Annotated in this window: 10 protein-coding genes and 1 tRNA gene; 1 reads left to right on the forward strand and 10 read right to left on the reverse strand. The window is 56.0% G+C overall.

Features of this window, described 5'->3' with window-relative positions:
- Window positions 1-138 precede the first annotated feature (138 nt).
- The 3 genes from HMPREF3039_RS12170 to HMPREF3039_RS12180 form a co-directional block, all read right to left on the reverse strand.
- The gene (locus HMPREF3039_RS12170; RefSeq protein ID WP_067572385.1) at window positions 139-645 is read right to left on the reverse strand and encodes an 8-oxo-dGTP diphosphatase; all 507 of its coding nucleotides are present in this window, start codon (window positions 643-645) and stop codon (window positions 139-141) included.
- Window positions 646-819: 174 nt separating this feature from the next.
- Complete coding sequence (locus HMPREF3039_RS12175; RefSeq protein WP_067572607.1) at window positions 820-2,148, reverse strand: MFS transporter; 1,329 nt, start codon at window positions 2,146-2,148, stop codon at window positions 820-822.
- Window positions 2,149-2,248: 100 nt separating this feature from the next.
- On the reverse strand, window positions 2,249-3,724 hold the full coding sequence (locus HMPREF3039_RS12180) for a mannitol dehydrogenase family protein (RefSeq protein ID WP_067572387.1): 1,476 nt from the start codon (window positions 3,722-3,724) through the stop codon (window positions 2,249-2,251).
- Window positions 3,725-4,038: 314 nt separating this feature from the next.
- Between HMPREF3039_RS12180 and HMPREF3039_RS12185 the strand changes: the two genes are divergently transcribed.
- Window positions 4,039-5,001, forward strand: a complete 963-nt coding sequence (locus tag HMPREF3039_RS12185) for a carbohydrate kinase family protein (RefSeq protein ID WP_067572389.1) — start codon at window positions 4,039-4,041, stop codon at window positions 4,999-5,001.
- Between the two features lie 1,924 nt (window positions 5,002-6,925).
- On the opposite strand, the gene HMPREF3039_RS12195 is transcribed toward HMPREF3039_RS12185, so the two are convergent.
- From HMPREF3039_RS12195 to HMPREF3039_RS12225, 7 genes are all read right to left on the reverse strand, one after another.
- Window positions 6,926-7,011: transfer RNA gene (locus tag HMPREF3039_RS12195), tRNA-Leu, on the reverse strand.
- Between the two features lie 104 nt (window positions 7,012-7,115).
- The gene (locus HMPREF3039_RS12200) at window positions 7,116-7,628 is read right to left on the reverse strand and encodes a hypothetical protein (protein ID WP_067572393.1); all 513 of its coding nucleotides are present in this window, start codon (window positions 7,626-7,628) and stop codon (window positions 7,116-7,118) included.
- On the reverse strand, window positions 7,625-8,419 hold the full coding sequence (locus HMPREF3039_RS12205; protein WP_067572395.1) for a tRNA threonylcarbamoyladenosine dehydratase: 795 nt from the start codon (window positions 8,417-8,419) through the stop codon (window positions 7,625-7,627). Before HMPREF3039_RS12205 ends, HMPREF3039_RS12200 begins: the two co-directional genes overlap by 4 nt.
- 178 nt (window positions 8,420-8,597) lie before the next feature.
- Window positions 8,598-9,401, reverse strand: a complete 804-nt coding sequence (locus HMPREF3039_RS12210; RefSeq protein ID WP_067572397.1) for a TIGR00282 family metallophosphoesterase — start codon at window positions 9,399-9,401, stop codon at window positions 8,598-8,600.
- A 33-nt stretch (window positions 9,402-9,434) separates the two neighbouring features.
- Entirely contained in the window at window positions 9,435-9,905 is a 471-nt protein-coding gene (locus HMPREF3039_RS12215) for a universal stress protein (RefSeq protein WP_067572399.1), read from the reverse strand.
- A gap of 84 nt (window positions 9,906-9,989) precedes the next feature.
- Window positions 9,990-10,955, reverse strand: a complete 966-nt coding sequence (trpS, locus tag HMPREF3039_RS12220) for a tryptophan--tRNA ligase (RefSeq protein WP_067572401.1) — start codon at window positions 10,953-10,955, stop codon at window positions 9,990-9,992.
- A gap of 51 nt (window positions 10,956-11,006) precedes the next feature.
- Window positions 11,007-11,756 (reverse strand): hypothetical protein, encoded by a 750-nt coding sequence (locus HMPREF3039_RS12225; protein ID WP_067572403.1) that lies wholly within the window; start codon window positions 11,754-11,756, stop codon window positions 11,007-11,009.
- Window positions 11,757-11,821 lie beyond the last annotated feature (65 nt).

Genomic DNA, 11,821 nt, shown 5'->3' on the forward strand with positions numbered 1-11,821 from the left:
AAAGAGGGGAAAGAGGGGAAAGAGGGGAAAGAGGCCGGAATGTTGGAATGCCGGTTGCGGCTCGTGAAAACCGCTTCTTCCCGCCGTATTTCCGCGAGCGGAAAGCCGAATAACCAGGAACGGTGGAAACGGGTGTGGCTATTCCTCTTCCGTTTCCAGGGAATAATCCAGCATTCTGTCCCCCTCGAACGTGAAAAACGCCTGGAACCGTTTGCCTAGGAGCATGGCGGGGAGCCAGTGCTGGTCGTCCTGCCACATGAGGTCGTAGGGAATCTCCTCTACGGGAGACCAGAAAGGCTCCGCTTCCGGCGTTTCCGAGGGGGTCCCCGTGAAGGAGGAAGCCATGAACACATGGCAGCGGATTTCCGGAATGGTTCCGCAGGTAAAGGAAAAATTAAGCACGCCCATTTCCCGGGCGTCCGTTACGTCAATCCGCAGTTCCTCCCGGACTTCCCGCAGAACGCATTGAAGAGCCGTCTCCCCCGGCTCGAACTTGCCGCCGGGGCCGTTCACCTTCCCCGCTCCTATCCCCCTCTTCTTGCGTATCAGGAGAATCTTCCCGTCCCGCACCACAAACATCAGGGTAGCGAGAATATCCGGGGTCCACTCTGCGGGCCATTGAAAGCCGCTGCTTCTCTCTTGCATGGGCTCATGCTACAGGATGGGAAGGCCGGCATGAAGAAAAATACGGAATAAATGGCATTAATGGGCGGGGAAACGCTTCAATTGCCTGCGGCGTCAATCCCCGGATAATATCTGGAAACACCTTTTCACCGGAGCGTCTCTGTGCCGGCGTGCGGCATCCGGTTGCCGTTCCTTTTAATCCGTTTCTTCCGGAAGATCCTGCTTTCTGACGCGGGAGCCTGCCAGAGCGTAAGCCAGCATGACCAGTTCGCAGAGAAAAACAAGCATCCATGACCAGCGCCAGCTTCCCAGCGAATCCGCCAGAACACCCTGGAAGAAAGGGAAAACAGCCCCGCCGAACACGCCCATCATGAAGATGCCGGAAGCCTTGGCGGTGTATTTTTTCAGTCCCACGGTAGCGAGCGTGAAAATGCACCCCCACATGACGGAGTGAAACAGCCCCACCGAAACCAGCACCCACAGGTTATGGGTATAAATGGCGAAGAGTGTCAGGAGGGCCGCCGCGGAGGTAGCCGCCGTCAATTGGACGCGGGGGGAAATATGGCTCAGCCAGCCGGAAACAATGCGCCCCACCATCAGGCCGCCCCAGTACAGGGAGGCCAGCAGGGCGGGAATGCCCAGGTCCACTCCCCACACGACCAGATTGCTGGAGCCCAGAAACAGCAGGGGCGAATCCGAATTGCCGAGTTCCAGCGCATGCAGGTTCACGTTGATTCCCACGGAAACCTCCGCGCCCACGTAAAAGAAAATGGCGATGACGCCCAGCGTCAAATGGCGGAAGGACCAGATGCTGCGTTCCAGTTTTTCGCCTTCTCCGGCCGTCGTGTCCCGGAGGTCGGGCAGGTAAAGGCGTTTCGTCACCAGGGTGATCAAGGCGATGAGGACTCCCAGGATCAGCAGGGGCGTCATCAGCTGCCGTACATGGACGTTTTCCATCGGCAGCCCGGCAAACAGGACGCCAGTCACGAAAAACGGCGCGATCGTCGTTCCGAATGAATTCACGGCGCAGACGATATTGAGGCGCTGGACCGGCTGGGTTCCCTTCAATTCATAGGAGGTCACGTAGGGATTGATGACCACCTGCAGGAGTGTGGCGGAGGTGCCCATGGCATACGAGCCCGCCAGGAAAATAAAATAGCCGTAGGGGATTTCAGCCCCGGCGATCGTCAGGTGCAGGTCCCCGTAACGGACGGTGAACCAGGCGGAGAGAAAAAACACGGCCAGTCCGAGCACCATGAACAAAAGCCCCCGTATCAGCGCCGTTTTGTAGCCGTAGCGGTTGATCCAGCGGGAACCGATATTCCCGTTCACCAGATACGCCAGGAAAAAGAAAAAGGGAATCAGCGTGATAAACGTATTCTTCAGGGTTCCGGCGTCCGACAGGAAGGCGCTTTGCAAAGGCCCTTGAAACTGGCCGTTCACGGTCGTCAGGAACCCGACGAGAAAGTAAATGAACGTCAGGGCCAGGAAGGGTCCCAGGCGTGGATGCGGCGGTGATTCCATAAAAGGGAAAAGGGCTGGGAATGGCAGGGAGTAAGAAGAGGGCGGCAGCATCTTCATGCCGCCCATACCTCAGTCCGGACGGCATGAAGTGCCGGTATGACTAGGGGAGAACCATTTTTTCCAGAACGGAAAGCACGCCGTCTTCTTCCAGCTTTTCCACCATGTTGCGGTACTGGTTGACGAACTTGTCCGCCACCTTCAAATCCGTGCTCCGGAAGGGGGAGAGGGCGAGGAAATCCAGAGGATCGTCACTGGCGATCAGCTTCCGGTCCTCCTCCGTCAGCCAGGGCTCGTTCACTTCATAAGCCTGTCCCCGGTCGTCCTTTCCGTGCTTCAGGTAATGGCGGTACGCGGCAATGAAAAAGGCCAGGCGTTCGAAATCGGCGTTATCCCTGATCATCTTCGTTAACACGGGCATCACATACACGGGAATCTTGGAAACCCCGTCAAAGCACAGGCGGCTGATCTGGTCGCTGACGGCCTTGTTGCCGAAGCGCTCCAGCAGGGTTTTCTTGTATAGCTCCAAATCCGTATTTCCCGGGGCCGGAACATAGGGGCCGGCATCCCGGTCCATGAAAAGGCGCAGATAGCGGGCAAATCTCTCGTCCCCCACCGCCTCGTCCACCCGGCGGTACCCGGCCAGGAAGGCGGGGTAGGACAGCAGGGAATGGGAGGCGTTCAGCAGGCTGAGCTTCATATTCTCATAAGCGGAAACATCGTCTGTAAACTCCACGCCCACGGCTTCCCAGTCCGGCCGCCCGGCGATGAAATCATCCTCAATCACCCACTGGATGAAATCCTCGGAATATACGGGGGCGGCATCCTCCACGCCGCTTTGCGCGTTCAGCCGTTTGACGTCGTCCGGCGTAACGGCGGGCGTGATGCGGTCCACCATGCTGTTGGGGAACGTGACGTTTTTTTCCACCCACCGGGCCAGTTCGGGGTCCTGGGCCTCGATAAAGGAAATAAACGCTTTCCGGGCCGTGTTCCCATTGTGCTGGAGGTTGTCGCAGGATAGAACCGTTATGGGGCCTGCTCCGTTTTTCCGCCTTTTCCGCAATCCTGCGGCCAGGAAGCCGAAGACCGTCCGGGGATGGCCGGGATGTTCCAGGTCATGCTTCACATCCTTGCTGCCGAGCATGAATTCCCCGGTTTCCTTGTCAATATTGTAGCCGCCCTCCGTAATGGTCAGCGTGATGATTTTCATCCGTGGATCCGCGATTTTGTCAATCACGCTTTGGGGATTCTCCGGCCCCCATGCCAAGTCCACCAGCGAACCTATTTCGTAAAACTCGTCCTTGCCGTCGCGCCCGCAGACCGTCAGTGTATAAAGACCGTCCTGGCTCTTCAGTGCCTTGTAAAGGGGCTCGTCCTGCGGCAGCAGGGCCACTCCGTAAATCCCCCATTCTTCGCGGCCTCCCATGCCCAGAAGCTGGTTCGTGTAAAACTCTTCATGCGCCCGATGAAAATTGCCCACTCCTATATGCACAATCCCCGGCTGAATCCTTGTTCTGTCATAGGGGACCGGGGCTCCCGGAATCTTCGCTTTACCGTGTCTTTGCAGTTCCTTTTTCATCGTGTTGAAATGTGGTATCCTGTTTGCTGTCTCACTCTAATGGGCACTTCCCGGGAAGCGTATGTTAGGGATATGCCAGACTTTTCCGGTATTCAGCCGGTCCATAAATGCCCGCCTGGCGCCTGGAGAAGGTAACTTTCCGGAATTTCTCCCGGCACGGTTTGCCGGAGGAAGGAACGCCGGGAATGAGCCCCTTTCCGGCATGACTGGAATGAGCCTCTTTTTTCTTTTCCCGCATGCGCGGGACATTCTATGCTTGCCATACTTTCCGGCTTTTATCCGTGCCGGAAAAGCCACCTTAATACCTCAAAAACATGTACGACGTTATCGCTCTCGGAGAACTGCTGGTGGATTTTACCCCTTGCGGAATGAGCGGGCAGGGGCTGCCCGTTTACCAGGCGAATCCCGGGGGAGCTCCGTGCAATGTTTTGTCCATGCTCGCCAAACTGGGCCGCAGGACCGCTTTCATCGGCAAGGTGGGCCATGACATGTTCGGCAAAATGCTCCGGAACACCCTTCGTGAGGCGGGTATTGACGATTCGGGGCTGGTCTCTTCCCGTGAAGTCAACACGACGCTTGCTTTCGTTCAGATTGACGAACAGGGAGACCGTGACTTTTCCTTTTACCGCAATCCAGGCGCCGACATGAAGCTGACTTCCGGAGAAGTGGACATGGCCCTGGTGGAAAACACGCGCATCTTCCACTTTGGAACCATCTCCATGACGCACGACGATGTGCGCCGCGCCACCCGGCATGCCGTCAGCCGCGCGCAGGAAAAAGGTTCCCTGGTCTCCTTTGATCCCAATCTCAGGCCTCCCCTCTGGCCCAGCCTGGAACTGGCCCGGGAGCAAATGCTCTATGGCTGCGGCGTGTGCAGCGTCATGAAAATAGAAAAGGAGGAGCTCCACTTCCTCACCGGCTGTGCCTCCATGGAAGAAGGACTTGATGCGCTAAAAAAAGAATTCGGCAACCTCCGCCTCATTCTTGTAACGGGGGGCAGGGAAGGAAGCTGGGCCAGCTATGGGAGCACTCTTGTGCACCAGCCTACTTTCCTGAACGTCAAGACCATTGATACGACAGGGGCCGGAGACGCCTTCTTTGGCTCCTGCCTGGACTGGATTCTGGAAACGGGGCTGGAAAACCTGACGGAACGGCAGCTTGCGGACATGCTCCTATTCTCCAATGCCGCCGCCTCCATCGTCACGACGCGCAAGGGAGCCATCCGTTCCATGCCTGTCCGGGAAGAAATCGCCGCCCTGATGGCCGTGGGCGTTTGAAAATCTCCTCCAATACAGTTTCTTGAGCTAGGATTCTCCGTCAAAACGATAGATAGGAGCTGTTTGGCAGCGGCTTCTTTTCTTGTTTTCCCGTTAACAAAAGTCTTCCTTGCCGGTTCACGGAAAGAGAGCCGTTGAATGGGGCTCGCTAGGGAAGCCCTGCTGATTTGCCACTGGATGCTTGTGGATAGGAAATGGGAACACCCGGTTCATGTAAATCTGTGAGGATTCTCTGCGGTGTTCCTGAAAAGGATGATGGAGATTTGGAATGGTCCTGCGGTGTGGCATAAATATCTTCCCTTCCAGTGACTGGAAGTGACATAATGCCTCTATGGAAGATCGATTCGATTCAACGTCGGATGACATATGCCTGTTGATTTCAGAAGTATCTGAATTAAAAGGTATTATGTACTCCAATACTTGATGTGCCTGAAGAAATCCGGGATGGAATTTGAGAAAGTCAAAAGTCCGGAACGCCGTTTTACCACATTCCGGTGCATGAGATGGTATTCCTTCTGAATGAATGGCGGCCAAGGGCCGTATGAAGTGAGCTTTGCAGATTGTATCAGTATTGATCTCGCACATGTCCCAAGCGCCTTACCTTGCCAAGCTTAATCACTTTGGCAAAGGTGCCAGCCACTTCTTCCACAAAAACCTGGGGGACGAAACGGTGCTTGTAGAAAAATCAATGGTATCCACGTGCAGACGGTGTAGAGCTTCGCCGCAGTTTTACTGGGGATGGCTTCGAAACGGCTGTCCAATCGTCCTGGTTCTTAATTATTTTAGGCATATATTGCGGATATTTTATTTTCATAGGTGATTTTTCAGAAATAAGCTAGAAATGAAATCGATGAAAGGAAATATGTTTTCCGGAGTCATTCCCTCTTCGGTTTCTGCCTGGCCGGAATGGGAAATCAACAAGGCAGATAGAAAAACAATACAATGAAGTACGAATATACCACAATCAATGCCTCTACCCAGACTGCGAGTGCAATCTTAACCACACTCAACCAATTGGGTGAGCAGGGATGGGAGCTGGTGACGACAGCAACCGTTTTTACATCAAAACCTGGTGCTACTGGCACAGTAGGTTCTCTGACCTTTTACTTGAAGAGAGAAAAAAACGCTTGATGTGTTCGGAAATTCTTTCCGATAGGCATGCGAGCGATGGGCACAGGTATCCCTGAAAGAAAGCTGATTTTTTTCTTTTGACATACCCTTTGTTGAGAGAAGGTCTTCGGCTTTCTGATCACGTCCGTTTCCCGGTTTGGTTCCGGGAAGCGGGCTTTTTTGTAACGACAATTAAGCCTTCAACGGGAAGGTCTTCACCCAGCGTAAAGACGGCAAGCCGCACGGCGGAAAACCGTTTGCTTCTGTTCCCAAGTAAACGGAGTGTCTGAAAACTGTGGCTGTTTGACAGTAACATGTACAGCAGAGGAAGCGTACCCCAGTACAATCCCGGGAAGTCGTAGCTACAATGTGAATGCTATCGTTGTTTGGCAGGAGTTTACAGTTTTCTTTGTCGATAGGGCTTTCTTGCAGCAGAGAGAAAAAACTGTCCGCCACTGGGAGACGCCTTCCTAGCTGCCAAAGACACCGCCTCAGGCCGCAATAATGCGGAAGAAGCCTATGCCATGTTTACGGGCTCACCCCCCTGGACTACGCTGTTGTAGATTACCTGATGTATTCCCGGCATATGGAAACCAACTGCAAATACAACAGTCCCGTCAGTCTTTCCTGAACCGTTTTCAACTTGGAAATAGTTGCCGGCCCTCTTCTGCTCATGCGGGAGAAGGCTTCTTTTCGTCTCAAATATGCTGCGTGCCCGAAAAGCCATTCCTTTAAAAGCCGTTTTATTGTCTTGCAGTTTCAACAAACAAAAACCGCAAGCACTGATAAACAGTAACTTGCGGTATGAAAAGTTTGGTGCTCGAGAGGGGACTCGAACCCCTACGTCTTATCGACACTAGATCCTTAGTCTAGCGCGTCTACCAATTCCGCCACCCGAGCATGGGCGCCTGAAGGCGGGGAGTTTTTAGCGCAGGGAGGCGAATAGATCAAGCTTTTTTCTTCTTTTTTATCCGCCTCTTCCATTTTTACGGGAATACCTTCCGTCACCGGGCCGGAACGGAAGTCAGCGGCATGATGCCCGGGCGCAGGGAGACGGTTTTTTTGTCGTATTTTTCCGACGGCTTGAAGAGCCAGCCAGGGTCCGTGTTGAGTTGTTCGAATTTGGTGGGCTTGAAGATGGGGAGCTTCAGGTTGGTGTTGGGTTCGTATCCGTACTTGCCCGTGAATTTGCCATAGACCCTGTATTCGTAGTTGTTGTCAAAGGCGTAGCGGGGATTCCCGGCGTATTCCGGCAGGCGGTCCGGCGTGCGGCAGGCGCTTTCGTCCATGATGACGAGCTGGGCTGTTCTCCAGGTTTGGCCCGGCTGGCGCAGGTAACCCCAGAAGCGCGTTGACGGTACATGGTAGCGGCGGCCTACGAAGTAGTTGCCCCTCGGCTCCCGGGCTATTTCCATGTTGCGGGCATTGATGGCGGCTATATCCTTTTCCAGCGAGTTGCACTGGCTGAGCATGGGAAGGATGACGGCCCCGAGGAGGGGGAGCAGGCGTTTGTTCATGGTTGTACTGATGTTGTTTTTTTGTTCAGAAGCATTTGTATGGCGGATGATGCCGCAAAAAAGCCGAAGGTGCCGGTGATGTGCGTGATGGAGCCGAAGCCGGCGTCGCAGCCCATTTTCCCCTGGAAGCCGGGATCGCGCGAGCAGGAGGTTTCTCCATCACAGGTAGGATAGACGGGAGTTTCCTGGGAGAAGACGCAGGGGATTTTCAGCTTGCGTTTTTTTTCCCCCAGCGGGAGGCCATAGTCTTTTTTGAGTTTGGTGCGCAGGCTGGAGAGCAGGGGGTCGCCCTTGGTCCGGGAGAGGTCGGCAATTTCTATTCTGGACGGGTCTGTCCGCCCACCGGCTCCGCCGCAGGTGATGAGAGGCTGTTTGCTGCGGTAGCAGGAGGCGATGAGATGCGCCTTGGGGGAGAGGGAGTCAATGGCGTCAATGATGACGTCCGGCGCGGGCCCGAAGAGTTTTTCCGCATTGGCTTCCGTATAAAAGTTGTCCAGCGTGATGATTTCCGCTTCGGGGTTGATGTCCCTGATGCGGGCCGCCATGGCTTCCGTCTTGGATTGCCCGATGGTTGTTCCCAGGGCGTGGATTTGCCGGTTGGTGTTGGTAACGCAAAGGTCGTCCAGGTCCATCAGGATGATGGTGCCTGCGCCGGAACGCGCCAGCGCTTCCGCCGCCCAGGAACCTACCCCTCCAATGCCGACGACGGCCATGCGGGAGTTCCGGAGTATGTCCAGCCCTCTGGTTCCGTACAGGCGGCCTATGCCGCCGAATCTGGCTTCATAGTTCATGGGGCAGGGTAGAAGGAATGAAGACCGGTGGAGGGAGCAAACGGAGCTTTCTGCCTTTCCGGCGTTGGCGTGACTGCATGGCGCCGGAAAAGTGGTGTGGAACCATGTCTTTCCATGGGGTATCCGCAGAGGATCATGGCCGGGGGCGGTAGCAGGCGGGGAGGCACGTCGTACATGGTCAGGAAGCCGGTTTTTCCACGATTTGGCTGATGCGGGTGATGTCCAGGGCTTTCCCGGTTTCCTCATCCACGCGGATGACCGCGCCGCACAGGCGCACGGGCCAGCCGGCTACGGGGAATTTGGCAGGCATGGAGGTGCGGAACCGCTTGAGGATGGGTTCCCGCTCCCGCCCCAGCACGCCGACGGCGGGACCGCACATGCCGGCGTCCGTCAGGTAGGCCGTTCCGTGTTCCAGGATGGTTTCGTCCGCCGTCTGCACGTGGGTATGGGTTCCGATGACGGCGGAAACCAAGCCGTCCAGATTGTATCCGGTGGAGATTTTTTCACTGGTGGTTTCCGCATGCATGTCCACCAGGATTACCTGGACATGTTCTTCATTTCTCAGCCTTTGGGCCTCTTTTTCCGAGATCAGGAAAGGGTTTTCCAGCGGCGGCTGGATGAAGGAGCGCCCCTGGACCTGCATGACCGCCACTTTTCCCTTGGGCGTTTCCTTCACGACGCTGCCGTGTCCCGGCGTGCCTTCGGGGTAGTTGACTGGGCGCAGCACGCGCGGTTCGGTGTCCAGCCACGGGGCCAGCTCCACCTGGTCCCAGACATGGTCTCCGGTGGTGATGACGTCCACCCCGGCCTGGAGCAGCTCCTGCGCCAGCCTGGGCGTGATGCCGCGCCCGGCGGCGGCGTTTTCCCCGTTGACCACGACAAAGTCCGCTCCGTGCGCTTCCCTGAGCCCGGGGAGGGCATGCTTCAAGGCGGTGCGTCCGGGTTCTCCGACCACATCGCCTATAAATAGTATGGTTATCATGAAAGGGAACGGTATCTGCCCGGTTTTTTGCGCCTACTCCTCTTCCTTGGTGACGGGAACCACCAGCACGGGCACGGGTGATTTGCGCATCACGGAACTGGCTACGCTGCCAAGGAAGACCGTGGAAAGGAAGCCGTGGTTGTGCTTGCCTACCACAATCATGTCTATGTTGTGTTTTTCGGCGTAATTGATGACGGCTTCACTGATTTCAAATTCGTCCTCCACCGCCTGGATGATGGTGGCGTCCGTCAGCCGGGAGAGCTTTTCAGCCGTTTTCTTCAGGTGGTTTTTGGCAATGTGTATGACTTCGTTTTCCTCCGTTTGGTCCATGACCGGAACGGGGACTTCATCCGGGAGAACGCCGGAGACTTCATAACAGATGCTGGGTTCCACGATGTGGAGCAGGTGGATGATGCTGTCGTTGGGACAGGCCAGTTTGCCGATCTGGTGAATGACGGCATCCGTAGCGTTGGAAAAATCGATGGCGACCAGAATATTCTTCATATACTCCTGTATAGCATTCCGTGGTTTTCCATACCACTAAAAAACGTGTTTTTCCCGGCGTTTCGCGGCATTTTCCCTCCGCCTTCAAATCAGGCCCACGGCCCGGCGCACCCGGTCCAGCACCACGGAGGCCGTTCCCCGCGCTTTCCTTGCGCCGTTTTCCAGTACCTGGTGCACGTAGTCCTGGCTGGCTTCCAGCTCCGCCCGGCGTTCCCGCGCGGCGCGGAAGTATTCCCAGTAGGCGTCAAAGAGGCGTTTTTTGAAGTCGCCGTAGCCGCAGCCTCCGTTCCGGAAGTCGCGGACCATGTCTTCATAGCCTTCCGCGGAGGCGAAAAGCTTGTAGAGCTGGAGGATGATGGAGTTTTCCGTCGGCTTCGGCTCTTCCACAGGGGTGGAGTCCGTGGGAATCCTCATGATGAGCTTGCGGGTGGCTTTTTCCTCCCCGAAGATGGGGAGCGTGTTGTTGTAGCTTTTGCTCATTTTCTGACCGTCCAGCCCGGGGACGATGGCGGTGCTTTCCGCAATGAGGGCGTCCGGCAGCTTGCAGGTTCCTTCCCCGAATTGCTCGTTCATTTTGCCGGCCAGGTCGCGGGTGACTTCCAGATGCTGTTTCTGGTCCTTGCCTACGGGCACCAGGTCGGAGTCATACATCAGGATGTCCGCAGCCATCAGCACGGGATAGGTAAAGAGGGCGTTGCTGGGGGAAAAGCCTTTGGCTATCTTGTCCTTGTAGGAGTGGCAGCGCTCCAGCAGCCCTACGGGGCATACGGTGCTGAGTATCCAGGCCAGTTCATTGACTTCCGGCACGGAAGATTGGCGGAAGAAGACGCATTTTTCCGGGTCCAGCCCCACGGCCAGGAAATCCGTCGCCAGATTTTTGCAGTTTTCGCGCAGGGTGTCTGCGTCGTGTACGGTGCTCATGGCGTGGTAATCCGCCAGAAAGTAGTAGGATTCTCCGCGGTCCTGCATGCGGACGGCAGGTTCCATGGCTCCGAAGTAGTTGCCGATGTGCAGCTTGCCGCTGGGTTGAAGTCCTGTAATGATACGCATGGCGCGCAGGATTGTGCCTGTTCCCGCCGTGCAAGTCAAGAAAGGGGACGGTCAGGGATACTGACGCCGTGCATCGGACGTTGTCCGGGCTCCGTTCGGCGGAGAAACCGTGTTTTCCTGACGCGGAGAGAGTCCGCGAATGAAGCCTGACGCCTCTTTGTTTATTGGAAGCTTCTGCTCGTGAAAGGGTGCCGAATAGCCTTTCCCTTCCGGTTCCGGTGAACGGAGGAGGAAGATGCACAGGAATGGAACCAGCAGGCACCACAAGACTGCCAAAATGTCTTTGATTCCGGGTACATGATTTCTGGAGGCCTGAAGAGAAGCGGCCAGGGAAAGGAGGCCCAGGGGAAGAACCAGGCTGAACACCAGGGCGCCCCCGGAAAATTCATGGATATAAACGGAGGGAATTTCCAGTTTTGAGAAGGCGCTGTCCGGCGGCGCATAGGAGGCTGTCAGTCCAGCGTAAAGGAGGAAGGAGAGCAGGCCCAGCATGAAGGCGGCTACGCAGAAGGTTGTCATGCGGGGGGAAAGGAGGGGCTGCATCCTGCGGCAGCGGCGGCAGGTATGGCAACCCGCGGCAAGGAGAACAGCCAGCAGTCCGGAGACGTAGAGAGAAGGTTTGATTTCCAAAAGCCGGGAATGGACAGCCGGATGACCGTTTTGCCCGGCCAGGGTTACGGCCATTCCCGTTATCCAGAGCATCAGCTCGGTATGGGCCATGCCCCACGGAATGAGACGGAAGAAGCGCCGTTCATGGGGAGAATGCGGAACGGGTGCGGAAGCCGTGCTTGTGATGGTCATTTCGGGCAGTCCGGTTTTAACGGGAAAATGGCTTTGAAGAACGTATCTTTTTTCGGAGAACGGTT

This window comes from Akkermansia sp. KLE1798, assembly GCF_001580195.1.
Lineage (GTDB): Bacteria > Verrucomicrobiota > Verrucomicrobiia > Verrucomicrobiales > Akkermansiaceae > Akkermansia > Akkermansia biwaensis.